Origin of the sequence: Nocardiopsis sp. NRRL B-16309 (genome assembly GCF_001279585.1) — a bacterium.
Classification (GTDB): Bacteria; Actinomycetota; Actinomycetes; order Streptosporangiales; family Streptosporangiaceae; genus Nocardiopsis.
Map to the genome: position 1 here is coordinate 23345 of NZ_LGEC01000082.1, position 16560 is coordinate 39904.

The window sequence follows — 16560 nt, forward strand, 5'->3', positions numbered from 1 at the left end:
GCACCTGGCTTCCGTGGAATCGGCGTCTTAGTCGGTCAGCGGCAGGACCAGGCAGTGGTGCCGGCGCCAGCCGGGGTGCGGGGCGAGGTCGCCCACGTACTGCCAACCGTTGCGCAGGGAGATGTCCAGGACGTGCGTGTTGGTCTCGGCGACCAGGCCGGCCGCGCGCTCCTCGGTGCGGCCGCTCAGCAGGAACGGCTGCATCCGCTCCGGGAGGCCGCTGCGGCGGAAGGGGGTGCGGATCAGGGCCTCGCACACGCCGAAGGTGCGCCCGGGTCTTTCGACGGCGACGTCGGCGCCGGCCTCCGGCGCGGGGGTGAAGTCGTCCCACCAGCCCGTGGTCGTGGGCAGGGTGTACCCGTAGACGAAGCCGGCCAGTTCCCGGTCCGCGTAGGCGGCGGTGAGCCGGAAGCCGGAGCGGGCGGCGCTGAAGGCGAGGCGCTCGCCGAACGCCGGGTCGTTGTGGTCGGGCAGGTGCAGGGCGTGGGCGTAGACCTCCTCGTAGGCGTCGACCCAGGGGGACAGGTCGTCCAGGACCTCGGCGCCGGTGAGGTTGTCGATGCGCCAGAGTGTGGCTGGGGAGGAGGACTCGACGGTGGTCGATGTGGCGGTCACGGGGGCACGGACTCCTTGGTCGTCGGTGCGGAGCGCTGGGGGCAAGGGGGCCATGGGGGCGGGGGCCACGGCGCGGAGGACACCGGGGCCACTACGATTAGGCCAGGCTAACCTAAGCATGTCAAGGTCGAGAGGCGTCCTGCGGTCTGGATCACCTTCGGTCGGTGGAGTCCACGCTCACCCTCGGCGCGGCCGGGTGGGCCAGGAACGCGGGCATCGCGAACTCGTGCCCGTAGGCCCCCGCGTTGGGGAAGACCAGCGTGTCGCCCGCGCGCAGCGCCTCCACGCGCACGTCCCGGGCCAGGACGTCCTCGGGCGTGCACAGCTCACCCGAGACCGTCACCGACGCCCCCGCCACCTGGGGGCGGGGCATATTCGCGGGCCACGTCGGCTCCGGCAGCACCGCGAAGTTGTGGCGGATCTCCCACGAGGTCGGCAGCTGGAAGTGGTTGATCCCGCCCCGCACCACCGCGAAGTCCAGGCCGTAGGCGGACTTGACGTCGGTCACGCGCGCCGCGTACCAGCCCGCCGGAGCGGCGATCCACCGTCCGGGTTCGAAGACGACCTCGACGCCCGGGTCGGGCAGCTCCGCCAGCGACGCGCCGAAGCCCTTGACGTCGAAGGCCTCGTCGCCGTCCTCGAAGGGCACGCCCAGGCCGCCGCCCACGTCCACCACCCGCAGGTCCACCCCGTGCGCGTCGGCCGTCCGCCGGGCCCACTCCAGGCACCAGCGCACGTAGGCGGCGTGGGCGACGGCGTCGGTGTTGCCGCTCACCGCGTGCACGTGGAAGCCCGTCAGGTCCAGTCCGGGCAGGGACAGCGCGGTGCGCACCGCCCCGTCCACCAGCGGCTCGGGCAGGCCGAAGGGCGAGGGCGTGCCGCCCATGGCCAGCGCCCCGCGCACCGGGACCCGCTCGGGGTTGACGCGCAGCGTCACCGGGAACACCGTGCCCGCGGCCACGGCGGCCGCCGAGGCCCGGTACAGCTCCAGCTCGCTCTCGGCGTTGACGACCACCTCGGCGCCGCTCTCGACCCGCATGCGCGCCAGACCGTCGAGCAGCTCGGGGGACTTGCCCGGTCCGCTCACGGCGATCGGGCGGCCGCGGTGGCCGCCGACGCTGCCCCGCAGGTGCGCCAGGGCGGAGCGGGCCTCACGCAGGGACGCGGTCTCGAAGCCGTCGACCGCCTGGGCCAGGTGCGCCAGGACGTCGTCGAAGCCGTTGGACTTGACCGCGAAGTACACCCGCGCCCAGTCGGGCAGCGCGCCGCGCAGCGCACGGGCCCGGGCCGCGGTCAGGGCCGGGTCGTAGACGTACCCCGAGCCGGGGTGGGCGGCCAGGCGCCGGGCCGCCTCGCGGACGGGGCCGGGGATCTGCTCGGCGTCCAGGGCGGGGGCGTGCTCGAAGGAGCGGGGCGGTTCCATGTGTTGCCTCCGGGTACGTGGTGGTCCCGCCGTGGCGCCCGTACGGCGCACGGCAGGAGGAAGGGGTCCGCGCGGTTCGGGCGCGGACCCCTTCCTGCGGCTGTCGGCTTCCTGCGGCCGTTAGCGCTGGGCGTCCACGCCGAAGATCTCGGCGACGTCGTCCAGGGTCTCGTGGGCGGCGATCAGGCCCACGCCCGAGATCCAGTAGGAGTCGTCGACCTCGGTGATCTCACCCTCCAGCTCGCTCCACAGCGGGCTGGACTGGTACTCCTCCTTGGACTCCTGGACGCCGTCGGCGCCGCCGTCGTCGTAGGTGGCCACGAACACCTGGTCGGCGTCCAGGTCGAGCAGGCGCTCCTGGCTGTGGTAGGTGATGATCTCCTCGGACTCGGTGTCCACGCCGGGGCCGGGCTCCAGGCCGAGGTCCTCCAGGATCACGCCGATGTAGGAGTTGGGCGTGTACAGGCGCACGCCCTCCTGGTCGCCGGCGAAGCGCACGATCGACACGGTGGGGGCCTCCCCGCCGTTGTCCTCGACGATCTCCTCGCCGATCGCGGCGGCGCGCTCCTCGAACTCGGTGATCAGTTCCTCGGCCTGCTCCTCGGCGTCCAGGGCCTGTCCGGTCAGGAGCAGGTTCTCCTTCCAGGTCGCACCGGTGGTCTCGGACATGACCGTGGGCGCGATCTCGGTGAACTGGTCGTAGCCGTCGCCGTGGCGGACCTCGGCGGACAGGATCAGGTCGGGCTCGGTGGCGGCCACCAGCTCCGGGTCCAGCTCCCACAGCAGGCCCACGGGCTGGGCGTCGTCGGAGGTGCCGGTGTTCCAGTCGCTGTCGAGCAGGTAGTCCGGCAGCTCGGTGACGTCCTCGGCGAACGTGGTGAAGCCCACCACGTTGCCGCCCAGGGCCAGGGTGGAGTCCACGAAGGCCGCGTCCAGCGGCAGCACGCGCTCCGGCGGGGCCGCGATCTCGCTCTCGCCCATCTGGTGCTCGACGGTCATCGGGTAGCCCCCGGCGGAGCCGCCCTCGGTCTCCTCGGGTGTGTCCTCGGCCGGTCCGCTCGCCCCGCAGGCGGTGAGGAGGGCGACGGTCGCGGCGGCCGCGACGGTGGGCAGGCCCGCACGGCGCAGCGGGATCCAGGCGTTCATTTTCAGGCACTCCAGCGGTTAGGGGACGATCCGGGACACACGGGGAGCGGGGATGCGCCCCGGATGTGTAGTTCCTGGTTGAGACGTGGCAAACTTAGATGATCGAAGTGTGGCTAGGCAAACCTAACCAAGGTTGACCTGGCCTTCGTCATGATGGGAGATCTCGGTGCACGACACCAGCGGGCCGCCCCCGAGCCCTGTGTCGGCCCCCGCCCCCGACGCCCCCGACCTGCGCGGCGGCGCACTCGGAGCCCGCCGCGCCCGCCGCATCACCGGACTGGCGGGACTGGCGCTCCTGCTGCTCCTGGTCACGGCCGCCAGCGTCATGATCGGCGCCCGCGCCCTGAGCCCCGAGACGGTGTGGCACGCCCTCACCGGCACCGCCGGACACGAAGCCGACATCATCGTCCACGAGATCCGCATGCCCAGAACGGCCCTGGGCCTGATCGCCGGGGTCAGCCTCGGACTGGGCGGCGCGCTCATGCAGGGCCACACGCGCAACCCCCTCGGGGACCCCAGCATCCTCGGCGTCACCTTCGGGGCCGCCCTGGCGGTCGTCCTGGGCATCGCGCTGTTCGGTATCTCCGACCTGCGGCCCCAGGCCCTGCTCGCCTTCGCCGGAGCCGCGTTGGCGGCCGTCGTCGTCTACGCCGTCGGCTCGGTCCCCGGACGCGGACCCACACCCATCACCCTGGCGCTGGCCGGAACCGCCGTCAGCTGGCTGTGCTACTCCCTGGTCTCGGGCGTGGTCCTGCTCGACCAGGCCACCATGGAGGACTTCCGGTTCTGGCGGGTCGGCTCCCTGGTGGGCCGCGATCCCGAGGTCATCGTCCAGGCACTGCCCATCGTGCTCGTGGGCACGGTGCTGGCCCTGACCAACGCCGGGGCGCTCAACGCCCTGGCCCTGGGCGAGGACACCGCCCGCGCCCTGGGGCACCGCGTCGGCCGGGCCCGGCTGGTCGGCCTGCTGGCCATCACCCTGCTCACCGGCGCCACCGTCGCCGCCTGCGGGCCGATCGCCTTCGTCGGGCTCATCGTGCCCCACCTGGCCCGGGGCGTCGTCGGCTCCGACCACCGGTGGCTGCTGCCCTACTCGGGGCTGCTCGGCGCCATCCTGCTCCTGAGCGCCGACGTCCTGGGCCGCTTCCTCGCCCCGCCCGGCGAACTCCAGGTCGGCGTGGTGCTGGCCCTGCTGGGCGCCCCCTTCTTCATCTACGTCGTCCGCCGCCGGAGGCTGCTCTCCCTATGACCTCCACCCTCACCCCCACCGACGACCGCGAGCGCGCCCTGGCCCACCTGGCGCGCCGGTACCGGGGCATCCGCCTGGGGCCGGTGGTGCTCGCCTGGCGGCCCCGCCTGGTCCTGGTCAGCGCCGTGACGGTCCTGGCCGTGGCCGCGCTGGTGTGGGCCAACCTCATGATCGGGCAGACCGTCCTGACGCCGGGCCAGGTCTGGGCGCACGTCATCGGCACCGACTACGAGCACTACTTCACGGTCTGGCGGGTCCGGATGCCCCGCGTGGTGGTCGGCCTGCTGGCCGGGGCCGCCCTGGCCGCCGCCGGGGCCGTCACCCAGACCATCATGCGCAACCCGCTGGCCAGCCCGGACCTGCTCGGCGTCACCCACGGCGCCAGCGCCGCCGTGGTCGGGGTCCTGGCCTTCGGCGGCAGCTACGGCATCGTCAGCGGCACCCTGTCCACGGTGGGGATCCCCGTGGTCGCCCTGGTCGGCGGCCTGGCCGCGGGCATGCTGTGCTACGCGCTGGCCTGGCGCGGCGGCGTCGACGGCTACCGGCTGCTGCTGGTGGGCGTGGGCCTGTCCGCGGTCCTGATGAACATCACCCTGTGGATGCTCACCCTGGGGGAGGTCTCCGACACCGGCCGCTCCATGGTCTGGATCGCCGGCAGCCTGAGCATGCGCACCTGGGACAACGCCGCCCCCGTCGCCCTGGCCCTGGCCGTGCTGCTGCCCCTGGCCCTGATCGGCGCCCGCACCCTGGACGCGATGGCCTACAGCGACGACGTGGCCCTCTCCCTGGGCGTGCCCCTGGAGCGGGCGCGCACCGGGATGCTGGTGCTGGCCGTGCTGATCGCCGCCTTCGGGACCTCGGCCGCCGGACCGATCCTGTTCGTGTCCCTGGCCGCCCCGCAGATCGCGCTGCGGCTGGCCCGCGCCCCGCGGCCCCCGGTCCTGCTCTCCGCCCTGGTCGGGGCCGTACTGACCTGCGGATCGGACCTGATCGCCCGCAACATGCTGGCCAACATCCAGCTTCCGGTCGGTGTGGTCACCGGCTGCCTGGGCGCCCTCTACCTCATCTACCTGCTCGTGCGCGGAAACCGAAAGGCCCAAGCGTGACCACCTCACCCACCAGCACCGCCCGGGACGAGACCACCGGCCGCGCGGCGGCCCCCGCCAGGCTCCGCGCCCGGGGCCTGACCCTGGCCTACGACGAGCGGCCCATCGTGCGGGACCTGGACGCCGACATCGCCGAGGGCACCATCACCTGTGTCATCGGCCCCAACGGGTGCGGGAAGTCGACCATGCTGCGCGCCCTGGGACGGCTGATGCGCCCCCGCGCGGGCGTGGTGGAGCTGGACGGCCGCGACATCCACCGCGTCCCCACCCGCGAGGTGGCCCAGGTCCTGGGCGTGCTGCCCCAGCAGCCCCTCGCCCCGGACGGGCTCACCGTCGCCGACCTGGTCGCGCGCGGACGCCACCCCTCCCAGAAGTGGTACCGGCAGTGGTCGGGCGACGACCAGCAGGCGGTGGCCGCGGCCCTGGAGCAGACGGGGCTGCTGCACCTGGCCGACACCCCGCTCGACGAGCTGTCGGGCGGGCAGCGCCAGCGCGCGTGGATCTCCATGGTCCTGGCACAGGGGACCGACCTGCTGCTGCTGGACGAGCCCACCACGTTCCTGGACCTGGTCCACCAGGTGGACGTCCTGGACCTGGTCCGCGACCTGCACCAGCAGGGCGGGCGGACCATCGTCATGGTGCTGCACGACCTCAACCTGGCCGCGCGCTACGCGGACACGATCATCGCCATGCGCGAGGGGCAGGTCATCGCCTGCGGCCCGCCCGCCGAGGTGTTCACGCCCGACCTGCTGCGCGAGGCCTTCGACCTGGACGCCGTGGTCGTGCCCGACCCGGTCACCGGCGGCCCGCTGATCGTCCCGGTCGGCCGCAGCGGCTCCGCCGAGTAGGCGGCGCGCAGCCAGGAGGGCGGCGGCGGGCGTGGGGCCTGGCGTCGGGCGCACGGGCACGTCATCATCACGACCAACCGCGACGGTGGGTGCTCAGGCGGCAATGACATGTGATGTTGTGAGGGATGTGTCGGAGTTGTCGGTGCGTTCACCCTGGTTTCACCCCTGCGTGTGAAACCTCGGCCAAGGTCAGGATCGGCTGGTGGAACCCTCCGCCGGCCGATCACCCGCACGCCCTGGCCCGGCCACCCGTACCCGGTGGGCGCGTGGGAGCAGTCACGATCCCCAAGGAGTATCGCGTGCCCGAATCCGCGCCCCAACGCCGCCTCCTGCCGCTCCTCGGCCAGGTCGGTGGTGGCCGATCCCGCGCGACGTGTCACTACCGCTGCGGCGACGCCTGTTTCCACCCGGCACCCAACACCAGCGGCAACGCCTACTTCGGTGACATCTTCCAGAAGGCCCTCTCCCGCCGGGCCGCGCTGCGGACCGGAGCCGTGACCGCCGGAGCGGGCGCGCTCGGACTCTCCGCCCTCTCCCCGGCCCTGGCCGACCGCCGACCGGACCGCCCCCACCCCGCCCCGCGCCTGACGTTCCGCAACGTGCTGCCCAACAGCGACGACGCGCTCACCGTTCCCAGGAACTACGAGCAGCACGTCATCATCCGCTGGGGCGACCCCGTCCTGCCCGGCGCGCCCGACTTCGACATCGACAACCTCACAGCCGAGGCCCAGGCCCAGCAGTTCGGCTACAACTGCGACTACGTCGGCTTCCACCTGCTCGACGACGACCACGGCCTGCTGTGGGTGAACCACGAGTACACCAACGAGCGCATCATGTTCGCCGGGTACACCGGCGGCGCCGACGCCGACCCGGAGCAGATCCGCGTCACCATGGCCGCGCACGGCGGCTCACTGGTGGAGGTCGAGCGCGTGGGCCGCAGCGGGCAGTGGAAGCTGTCCGAGGGCGAGCGCGCCTTCAACCGGCGCGTGCACACCTCCACCCCCTTCGTCATCTCCGGTCCCGCCGCCGGGCACGACCTGCTCAGGACCGAGGCCGACCCGACCGGCACCGAGGTGCTGGGCATGCTCAACAACTGCTCTGGCGGGATGACCCCCTGGGGCACCTTCCTCAGCGCCGAGGAGAACTTCAACCAGTACTTCGGCAACGCGCCCGGCACCGCCGAGACCAACCGCTACGGCCTCGGCACCGGTCCCTCCAGCCGCCGCTGGGACCGGGTCGACGAGCGCTTCGACCTGTCCAAGCACCCCAACGAGGCCAACCGCTTCGGCTACGTCGTCGAGATCGACCCCCTCGACCCCGAGTCCGCGCCGGTCAAGCGCACCATGCTGGGCCGCTTCAAGCACGAGGCCGCCAACACCATCCTGGCCGCCGACAACCGCGTCGTGGTCTACATGGGCGACGACGAGCGCTTCGACTACATGTACAAGTTCGTCAGCGACGGGCGGTACGTCGAGGGCTCGCGCCGGCACAACCTGGGCCTGCTCGACTCGGGCACGCTCTACGTCGCCAGGCTCTCCGGCAACAGCCCCGCCGAGGAGATCGACGGCTCCGGCACCCTGCCCTCCGACGGTGAGTTCGACGGCACCGGCGAGTGGATCGCCCTGTGCAACGCCACCGAGAGCTTCGTGGACGGCTTCAGCGTCGCCGAGGTGCTGGTGTACACCCGCCTGGCCGCCGACGCCGCGGGCGCCACGAAGATGGACCGCCCCGAGGACTTCGAGCCCAGCCCGGTGACCGGCAAGGTCTACTGCGCCCTGACCAACAACTCCGCCCGCGAGCCCGGCCAGGCCGACGAGCCCAACCCGCGCGGCCCCAACCGCTACGGCCACATCCTGGAGATCGTGGAGGACGGCGGGGACAACGCGGCCACCACGTTCGGCTGGAACGTGCCGCTGGTGTGCGGCGACCCCGAGGACGACGACACCTACTACGCCGGGTTCGACAAGTCCAAGGTCATGGCGATCTCGGCGCCGGACAACCTGGCCTTCGACAAGCACGGCAACCTGTGGATCTCCACCGACGGCCAGCCCGGCTCCCTGGGCACGAACGACGCCCTGCACGTCATGCCGGTCGAGGGGCGCTTCCGCGGTGAGCTGAAGACCTTCGCCACGGTGCCGCACCGCGCCGAGGCCTGCGGCCCCTTCATCACCGAGGACAACAAGACCGTCTTCCTCGCCCCGCAGCACCCGGGCGACGACGGCACCTTCGAGTTGCCCACCAGCACCTGGCCGGACGGGAACTTCCCCCGTCCGTCGGTGGCCTGCATCTGGCACCGGGCCGGACGCGAGGTCGGCCAGTAGGGGACGGTTCCCGAACCGGTGCGCCCCGTGCGGGGCACGGGACGCACCAGGGCGTGCCCGGCGGACACGGGCCCTGACGGGCGTCGCCCCGGCGGCACCCGTCAGGGCACGCGGGCACGCCCCGCGCCGGTCCCGGTGTGGGGGTCACACGCCGGGACCGGCCCTCACCCACGCCCGCGCCCGGGGTTCGGCAGGCGGCCATGGCGTGGTGCCCGACCCTGTCGGAGAGCCCTGACGCGCGTCTGCGGGCTCACGCCTCTCGCGTCCGAGCCGAGGCGCGCCCGTGGGTCGACGCGCGGGTCACAGGACGCGTTCGAAGCACAGTGACGAGGGCTCGTCGGCGTAGGCGCCGAAGGGCGGGATCGGTGTGTAGCCGGACCGGGTGTAGAACCGCACGGCGTCGGGCTGGCGGTCGCCCGTCTCCAGGCGCAGCGCCTTCCAGCCCTGCCCGCGCGCCCAGTCCTCCAGCTCCGCCAGGATCAGGGACGCGGCACCCGACCCGCGCCGCTCGGGCCGCACGTACATGCGCTTGACCTCGCCGCAGTCCTCGTCCAGACGGCGCAGGCCGCCGCAGCCCAGCGCGGCGCCGTCGGCGTCGCGGGCCACGACGAACAACGCGATGTCCCCGGCCGAGGGCGCGGTGCCGGGCTCGGAGTCGGGTGTGCCGTAGCGCCCGGCGATCTCCGCGCGCTGCAGGGCGCGCAGGGACTCGGCGTCGGGGTCGTCCCAGCGGACGTGGTCGATACGCATGGCGTGAGACTACCGGTGCGGGATTTCCGCCCTGTGGCGGGAACCGCGCGGTCAGTCGGCCGGGTCCGTGAGCGCCTCGCGCATCACCCGGAACTTGGACTCGGTCTCGGCCGCCTCCGACTCCGGAACGGACCCGGCCACGATGCCGCACCCGGCGAAGAGGCGGGCCCGCGCGCCCTCCACGCGCGCCGAGCGCAGCGCGATGCCCCACTCGGCGTTGCCCGCGCCGTCGAGCCAGCCCACGGGACCGGCGTAGCCGACCCGGTCCATTCCCTCCACCTCGGCGATCAGCCGCATCGCCGCCGCCGTGGGAGTCCCGCCCACGGCCGCCGTGGGGTGCAGGGCCGCCACCGCGTCCAGTGCCGTCACCCCGGCGGACAGGCGCGCGTGGGCGCGGGTGGCCAGGTGCTGGACGTTGGCCAGTTGCAGCAGGTGGGGCCAGGCGGGGACGGACAGTTCCTCGCTCAGCGGCGCCAGTGCCGTGCGCAGCGAGTCGACCGCCAGTCCGTGCTCCTCCACGTCCTTGGCCGAGGACATCAGCTCCTCGGCCAGTCCGCGGTCGGCGTCGGGGTCGTCCCCGCGCGGGCGGGTTCCGGCCAGGACCAGTGAGGTGAAACGGTCACCCTCCAGGCGCAGCAGCAGTTCGGGGGTGGCGCCGACCATGCCGTCCACGGAGAACGTGAAGCAGCTGGGAAAGCGTCGGCGCAGGCGCTCCAGCAGTGTGCGCACGTCGATGGCGGTGTCGGCCTCGGCGACGGCGTCGCGGGCCAGGACCGCCTTGTCCATGTCGCCGCCGCGGATGCGGTCGACGGTGTCGGCCACGACCGACTTCCACTCCTCGCGGCCCAGCGAACCCTCGGTCCAGGTCAGCGGGCCGATCGGGCGCGGTCGCGGGGTGGGGTGCATCAGCTCCGGCGGGTGGGTGCCGGGCGCGTCGGTCACGGTGGTCAGCCACGCGCGGCCGTCGCGCCGCCCGACGAGGACCCGGGGCACCACGAGCGCGGAGCCGTCGGAGGAGGGGGTGAAGGTGAAGGTGCCGAAGGTGACCAGGCCCGTCCCCGGCAGGCCGACCTCGTCCTCGACCACGGCCTTGGCGGTCAGCGCCTCGGTCCAGCGCGCCGCGTCGGTGAAGCGGGAGGTGTCGGTGGGGTCCTCGGCGTTCGCTCGGCCCGGAAGGTCCAGCCGTGCCGCCCGGCCCCAGGCCACGAGGCCGTCATCGCCGGTCAGCCAGGCCAGGGGCGCCCCGGCGGGCAGGTGGCGGACCAGGCTGTCGGTGTCGGAGCGCAGCGCGACGGTGCGGACGTACAGTGCGGGCGGGCTGAGGTCGGCGTTCACGACTACGGAGTCTAGAACGTCGCTCGACCGCGGCGCCCCCGGGCCATGGAAACGTGCATCCAGGCACGGACGTCCTCAAAACGACTCAGCGCGATGATATCCATAGTTTGCCGGAATCGTGTCCAAAACTTGACATCTTGCCTTACTCTGGTTCGCGGTGCGCCGCCGACGGCGCGCCGTGTCCCGGCCCTGGAGGAAGCAGTCTTGATGCGATCAGTCGCACGCGTGGTGACCCCGTCCACCACGATGGCGCGGTGGACGGCCATCGCCGCCGCGACCGCCGTCCTGGCCTCCGGCTGCAGCCTGGCCGGCGGCGGTGGCGGTGACGACACCGCGGACCAGGCGGTGGGCACCGCGCCCGTCCAGTGCGGGACCGACGGCGACAAGCAGCGGATGCGCGGCGCCTGGCTCACCACCGTCCGCAACATCGACTGGCCCTCCGAGCCCGGACTGTCGGGCCGCGAGCAGCGCGACGAACTGGACGCCTACCTCGACGACGCCGTCGACATGGGGCTCAACGCCGTGTTCCTGCACACGCGGCCCACCGCCGACGCCGTCTACGAGTCCGACCTGGAGCCCTGGGCGCGCTACCTCACCGGTGAGCAGGGCGGCGACCCCGGCTACGACCCGCTGGAGTACGCGGTCGAGGAGGCCCACCGGCGGGGGCTGGAACTGCACGCCTGGTTCAACCCCTACCGCGTCGGCTTCCAGGACCCCGACATCGAGAACCTCTCCGAGGACCACCCGGTCCGGGAGAACCCCCACTGGCTGGTCGACTACGCGGACGAGGGCTACCTCGACCCCGGCAACCCCGAGGTCCGCGCGTGGGTGACGGCCGTCATCATGGACGTCGTCGACCGCTACGACGTCGACGGCGTGCACTTCGACGACTTCTTCTACCCCTATCCCAAGGACGGCGAGGAGTTCGACGACGACGCCAGCTGGGAGGAGCACGGCGGCGACTTCGACTCCCGGGCCGACTGGCGCCGCGACAACGTCGACCAGCTGATGCGCGACGTGCACTTCCAGATCGAGCAGTCCAAGCCCTGGGTGAGCTTCGGCGTCTCCCCGTTCGGCATCTGGCGCAACGACTCCACCGACGGCAGCGGCTCGCCGACCTCGGGCCTGGAGTCCTACGACGCCCAGTACGCCGACACCCGCACCTGGATCCAGGAGGGCACCGTCGACTACGTCGCCCCGCAGCTGTACTGGGAGCGCGGATTCGACACCGCCGACTACGAGGCCCTGGCCGACTGGTGGGCCCGCGAGGTCGACGGCACCGGGGTGGACCTCTACGTCGGCCAGGCCGCCTACCGCCTGGGCGACGACGGCTGGACCGGATCGGACGCGCTGAGCCGCCAGCTCGACTACTCCGGAGGTATGGAGCAGGTCGGCGGGGACATCTACTTCTCCATCAAGAGCCTGCGCGAGAACGCCGCGGCCGTAGACGACCTGCGCGGGGCCCACTACACCCGGCCCGCGCTGCCCGCCCCCGCCGACTCCGACGAGGGCCTGCTCACCGGCGCCGTCGAGGGCGTGGCCGCGCGGGAGGACGGCGACCGGGTCGAGATCACCTGGCAGGAGCGCGACGACGCCCGCTTCTACGCCGTCTACCGCCTGCCCGAGGGCGGGCTGGACGGGCTCGACCCCGAGTCGGAGGAGGCCCACTGCGCCGCGGTCGCGCCCGAGAACCTGGTCGGGGTGACGGGGGAGAGCGCCCTGACCGACACGGCCCCGGTGGCGGACGGCGCCGGGTACGTGGTCACCGCCCTGGACGCCTACCGCGCCGAAGGGCCGATCAGCGAGGTCGCCGACCCGCGCGGCTGACCGTCGCACATCTGGGTGATCCGCCAGGAAAACCTCGCACATGCCAGCGGAACCTCCAGTGTGCGGCAGCACATGCGGCTGGTAGATTCGGCGCATGCCGACCTATCAGATCAGCGAGGCGGCCGACCTGCTCGGCGTCAGCTCCGACACCGTGCGGCGCTGGGTCGACTCCGGCCGCCTGCCCGCCACCCGTGACGGCGCGGGCCGCCGCCACCTGGACGGGGCGGAGCTGGCGGCGTTCATGCGCGCCGGGGCCGACGCCGACCCGGGCCGCCTGGTCTCCTCGGCCCGCAACCGCTTCCGGGGCCTGGTCACCAGCCTGGTCCGCGACCAGGTCATGGCCAGTGTGGAGATCCAGGCCGGGCCGCACCGGGTCGTCTCCCTGCTCAGCCGCGAGGCCGCCGACGACCTCGGGCTGGAGGTCGGCAGTATCGCCACGGCGGTGGTGAAGTCCACCAACGTGATCGTGGAGACCGGCGGTGACCGCCATGCGTGAGACCGGCTCCCGGCCCGCACTCCGCACCCGCGGTCCCGTCGCCGTGCTGGCCGTGGCCGTACTCGCGCTGACCGCCTGCGGGGGCACCGGATCCGGCGGCGAGGCCGACGGAGAACTCACCGTCCTGGCCGCCGCCTCCCTCACCGACGTCTTCACCGACATCGCCGCGGACTTCGAGGAACGGCACCCCGGGACCCGGGTCACCCTCAACTTCGCGGGCAGCGGCGAACTGGCCCAGCAGATCGCCTCCGGCGCGCCCGCCGACGTGTTCGCCGCCGCCGACACCGCCACCATGGAACAGGTCGTGGAGGGGGAGGGGCTGGACGCCGACTGGGCGGCCGAGCACGGTACGCACGGCCTGGTCTTCGCCACCAACACCCTGCGCATCGCCGTGCCCCCGGACAACCCCGCCGGGATCGAGACCTTCGCCGACCTGGCCGCGGACGGCGTCCAGGTCGCCGTGTGCGCCGAGCAGGTGCCGTGCGGGGCCGCGACCCGGACCGCCATGGACGCCTCGGGCGTGGAGGTCACCCCGGTCACCCTGGAGGAGGACGTGCGCGCGGTCCTGACCAAGGTCGAACTGGGCGAGGTCGACGCGGGCCTGGTCTACGCCACCGACGTCGACGCCGCCCGGGGCCGGGTCGAGGGCCTGGAGTTCCCCGGGGCCGAGGAGGCCGTCAACGAGTACCCGATCGGCGTGCTGGCGGGTTCGGACGACACCGGACTGGCCGCGACCTGGGTCGACGCGGTCGTGGACGGCACCGATGTTCTGTCCGACGCGGGGTTCGGTACCCCGTGAGCGCGCCCGCGGACCGCCGCGCCGGCCGCCGCACGCGCGTGCGGGCCGGGCGCACGCCCTGGATCCTCGTCGTTCCCGCGGTGGTCGGCGTGCTCTTCCTGGTCCTGCCCTTCGCCGGGCTGCTGGTCCGTGCCCCCTGGTCCACCATGGGAGCGCGCGTCAGCGACCCCGCCGTGCTGTCCGCGCTCTGGCTGTCGCTGTCCACCGCCAGCGTCGCCACCGCCGTCTCCCTGCTGTTCGGCGTTCCCCTGGCCTGGCTGCTGGCGCGCACCCGCTTTCCCGGACGCCGCTTCGTGCGGGCGCTGGTGACCGTGCCGCTGGTGATCCCGCCCGTGGTGGGAGGCGTGGCGCTGCTGCTGGTGCTGGGCCGCAACGGGCTGGTCGGGCGGTACCTGGACGCCTGGTTCGGGCTGACGCTCCCCTTCACACCGGCCGCGGTCGTGATCGCCCAGGTGTTCGTCGCCATGCCCTTCCTGGTCATCAGCGTCGAGGGTGCCCTGCGCGGAGCCGACCGACGCTACGAGGAGGCCGCCGCGACCCTGGGCGCGAGCCGCGCCACGGTCTTCGCCCGGGTCACCCTGCCGATGGTCCTGCCCGGAATCGCGGCCGGGGCCGCCCTGTGCTGGGCGCGGGCCCTGGGCGAGTTCGGCGCGACCATCACCTTCGCCGGGAACTTCCCCGGCACCACCCAGACCATGCCGCTGGCGGTGTACATCGCCATGCAGCGCGACCCGGAGGCCGCCATCGTGCTGAGCCTGGTGCTGCTCCTGGTGTCCCTGGCCGTGCTGGGCACGTTGCGCGAGAGGTGGGTGCACGCCCGATGAGCAGGGACGCCCGCGGGAGTTCCCGGCCCGATCCCGGTACCGGTCCGGGATCCGATCGAGGCCCTGGCTCCGGCATCGGCCATGGCTCCGACCCCGGCGAGGGTCCGGGACCCGGCGGGGCGGCGTCAGGGCTCGACGCCGTGCTGCGCGCGCGCCTGGGCGGGTTCGCCCTCGACGTCTCCCTGACGGCGGCGCCGGGGGAGGTCCTGGCGCTCCTGGGCCCCAACGGCGCGGGCAAGTCCTCCGCGCTGCGCGTCCTGGCCGGGCTCGTGCCCCTCACCGGCGGACACGTGCGGCTCGATTCCCGCGACGAGACCACCACCGCCGTCGAGCACCGCCCGATCGGCATGGTCTTCCAGGACTACCTGCTCTTCGAGCACATGAGCGCCCTGGACAACGTCGCCTTCGGCCCGCGCTGCCAGGGGGCGGCCAAGGCGGAGGCGCGCGCCCGAGCCGCCGAACTGCTGGACCACATGGGCCTGGCCGAGCACGCCCGCACCCGGCCCCGGCACCTCTCCGGCGGCCAGGCGCAGCGCGTCGCCCTGGCCCGGGCCCTGGCGGTGCGGCCCAGGATGCTGCTGCTGGACGAGCCGATGGCCGCGCTCGACGCCAGTACGCGCATCGACGTCCGGTCCCGGCTGCGCCGCCTGCTGGAGGGGTTCGACGGAGTGACCGTGCTGGTCACCCACGACCCGCTGGAGGCCATGGTGCTCGCCGACCGCGTCGCGGTGATCGAGTCGGGCCGGGTCGTGCAGGAGGGCGTGCCCGCGGAGGTGGCCCGGCGGCCGCGCACCGCCTACGTGGCCCGGCTGGTGGGCCTGAACCTCTTCCGCGGCCGGGGCGACGGGGAGGCCGTCGTCCTGGACGCCCGCGACGGCGACGGCGGACCGACCCGGGTGGCGGTGCGTGAGCCCAACGAGGGCCCGGCGCTGGTTGCCTTCCCGCCGCGCGCGGTGGCCCTGTACCCGGAGCACCCGCACGGAAGCACGCGCAACGTGTGGCGCTCCACGGTGGACGGCATCGAGCGCTTCGGCGACCAGGTCCGCGTCCACCTGGCGGGGCCGCCCGCCCTGGTCGCCGACATCACTCCCGCGGCCCTGGCCGATCTGGGCCTGGCCCACGGCGACACGGTCTGGGCGGGGGTCAAGGCCTCCGAGGTCGAGTGCTATCCGCGATGAGGGACCAAGGTCCTTCCGGCAGGTGACACATGCCTCCTACATGCTGAAACGTCCCTGGGACGGAGGTCCCGACCGGTCGAATCCGCGACCGAAATCCGACCGACTCCTGGATATCTGAGCCCCGGCCGGGGGAGACTGTACAACACCCGGTGATGACAGTGCTTCCCCCGGCGGCTGAGGAGGGTGCCATGTCCCTGAGAGAGCATGAGCGGAGGATCCTCGCGGAGATCGAGCGGCAGCTCTCCGAGGAGGAACCGGTCCTTGCCGGACGCCTGGAGGCCTTCGGTTCGGACGATCCTGACGCTCCCGTCGACCCCAGCCTGAACAGCTGGAAGCCCTGGGTGGCGTGCGCGCTGATCGCCGCGGTCACGGCGGGGCTGCTGGTCATGCTGTTCGTCCTCACGCCCAGCGCGCCGCAGCCCTCCACGACGCCGAGTCCCGTGGGCACGTCGCAGACCACGGACCCGGCCCAGGAGGACCCGGCCGGAGCGGATCCCGCCACCGGCGATCCGCCCGCGAGCGACGCGGTCGGCACCGCGCCCGGCGGCGTCGCACCGGGCGGGGCCGATCCCGCGGACAGCGCCCCGGCAGACGGCGGATAGCCGCCCTCCACCGGGGGACGGGGAGCCGTGGCGGTCGACGG

Annotated in this window: 15 protein-coding genes; 10 read left to right on the forward strand and 5 right to left on the reverse strand. The window is 73.3% G+C overall.

Going from position 1 to position 16560, the window contains the following annotated elements; all coding sequences use genetic code 11:
- Nucleotides 1-27: 27 nt before the first annotated feature.
- The 3 genes from ADL05_RS18265 to ADL05_RS18275 form a co-directional block, all read right to left on the reverse strand.
- Nucleotides 28-615, reverse strand: coding sequence for a hypothetical protein (locus ADL05_RS18265; protein ID WP_053618197.1), 588 nt, complete (start codon nucleotides 613-615; stop codon nucleotides 28-30).
- A 151-nt stretch (nucleotides 616-766) separates the two neighbouring features.
- On the reverse strand, nucleotides 767-2038 hold the full coding sequence (locus ADL05_RS18270) for a hypothetical protein (RefSeq protein ID WP_053618198.1): 1272 nt from the start codon (nucleotides 2036-2038) through the stop codon (nucleotides 767-769).
- A gap of 120 nt (nucleotides 2039-2158) precedes the next feature.
- On the reverse strand, nucleotides 2159-3184 hold the full coding sequence (locus tag ADL05_RS18275) for an iron-siderophore ABC transporter substrate-binding protein (RefSeq protein ID WP_053618199.1): 1026 nt from the start codon (nucleotides 3182-3184) through the stop codon (nucleotides 2159-2161).
- A gap of 166 nt (nucleotides 3185-3350) precedes the next feature.
- On the opposite strand from ADL05_RS18275, the gene ADL05_RS18280 reads away from it, so the two are divergent.
- The 4 genes from ADL05_RS18280 (at nucleotide 3351) to ADL05_RS18295 (ending at nucleotide 8708) form a co-directional block, all read left to right on the forward strand.
- Nucleotides 3351-4433, forward strand: coding sequence for an iron ABC transporter permease (locus ADL05_RS18280; protein ID WP_082376538.1), 1083 nt, complete (start codon nucleotides 3351-3353; stop codon nucleotides 4431-4433).
- A complete protein-coding gene (locus ADL05_RS18285; RefSeq protein WP_053618201.1) occupies nucleotides 4430-5539 on the forward strand; it encodes an iron chelate uptake ABC transporter family permease subunit in 1110 nt (369 codons plus the stop codon). The genes ADL05_RS18280 and ADL05_RS18285 overlap by 4 nt, the downstream gene beginning before the upstream one ends.
- Nucleotides 5536-6387 (forward strand): ABC transporter ATP-binding protein, encoded by an 852-nt coding sequence (locus ADL05_RS18290; protein ID WP_053618202.1) that lies wholly within the window; start codon nucleotides 5536-5538, stop codon nucleotides 6385-6387. The genes ADL05_RS18285 and ADL05_RS18290 overlap by 4 nt, the downstream gene beginning before the upstream one ends.
- Before the next feature lie 299 nt (nucleotides 6388-6686).
- Entirely contained in the window at nucleotides 6687-8708 is a 2022-nt protein-coding gene (locus ADL05_RS18295) for a PhoX family phosphatase (protein ID WP_053618203.1), read from the forward strand.
- 300 nt (nucleotides 8709-9008) lie between these two features.
- Here ADL05_RS18295 and ADL05_RS18300 read toward each other — a convergent pair whose 3' ends face one another.
- Complete coding sequence (locus ADL05_RS18300; RefSeq protein WP_053618204.1) at nucleotides 9009-9458, reverse strand: GNAT family N-acetyltransferase; 450 nt, start codon at nucleotides 9456-9458, stop codon at nucleotides 9009-9011.
- A 51-nt stretch (nucleotides 9459-9509) separates the two neighbouring features.
- Entirely contained in the window at nucleotides 9510-10793 is a 1284-nt protein-coding gene (locus ADL05_RS18305; RefSeq protein WP_053618205.1) for an isochorismate synthase MenF, read from the reverse strand.
- Nucleotides 10794-11000: 207 nt separating this feature from the next.
- On the opposite strand from ADL05_RS18305, the gene ADL05_RS18310 reads away from it, so the two are divergent.
- The 6 genes from ADL05_RS18310 to ADL05_RS18335 all read left to right on the forward strand — a co-directional run bounded on the left by ADL05_RS18310 (nucleotide 11001) and on the right by ADL05_RS18335 (nucleotide 16519).
- A complete protein-coding gene (locus ADL05_RS18310; protein ID WP_053618206.1) occupies nucleotides 11001-12620 on the forward strand; it encodes a glycoside hydrolase family 10 protein in 1620 nt (539 codons plus the stop codon).
- Nucleotides 12621-12714: 94 nt separating this feature from the next.
- Nucleotides 12715-13116 carry a molybdopterin-binding protein gene (locus tag ADL05_RS18315; protein ID WP_053618207.1) on the forward strand — a complete coding sequence of 134 codons (402 nt, stop codon included), beginning with the start codon at nucleotides 12715-12717 and terminating at the stop codon, nucleotides 13114-13116.
- A complete protein-coding gene (gene modA / locus ADL05_RS18320; protein ID WP_053618223.1) occupies nucleotides 13109-13915 on the forward strand; it encodes a molybdate ABC transporter substrate-binding protein in 807 nt (268 codons plus the stop codon). Before ADL05_RS18315 ends, modA begins: the two co-directional genes overlap by 8 nt.
- Entirely contained in the window at nucleotides 13912-14739 is an 828-nt protein-coding gene (locus tag ADL05_RS18325) for an ABC transporter permease (protein ID WP_053618208.1), read from the forward strand. The genes modA and ADL05_RS18325 overlap by 4 nt, the downstream gene beginning before the upstream one ends.
- A gap of 140 nt (nucleotides 14740-14879) precedes the next feature.
- The gene (locus ADL05_RS18330; protein ID WP_369800962.1) at nucleotides 14880-15917 is read left to right on the forward strand and encodes a sulfate/molybdate ABC transporter ATP-binding protein; all 1038 of its coding nucleotides are present in this window, start codon (nucleotides 14880-14882) and stop codon (nucleotides 15915-15917) included.
- Nucleotides 15918-16105: 188 nt separating this feature from the next.
- The gene (locus ADL05_RS18335) at nucleotides 16106-16519 is read left to right on the forward strand and encodes a DUF3040 domain-containing protein (RefSeq protein ID WP_053618209.1); all 414 of its coding nucleotides are present in this window, start codon (nucleotides 16106-16108) and stop codon (nucleotides 16517-16519) included.
- Nucleotides 16520-16560 lie beyond the last annotated feature (41 nt).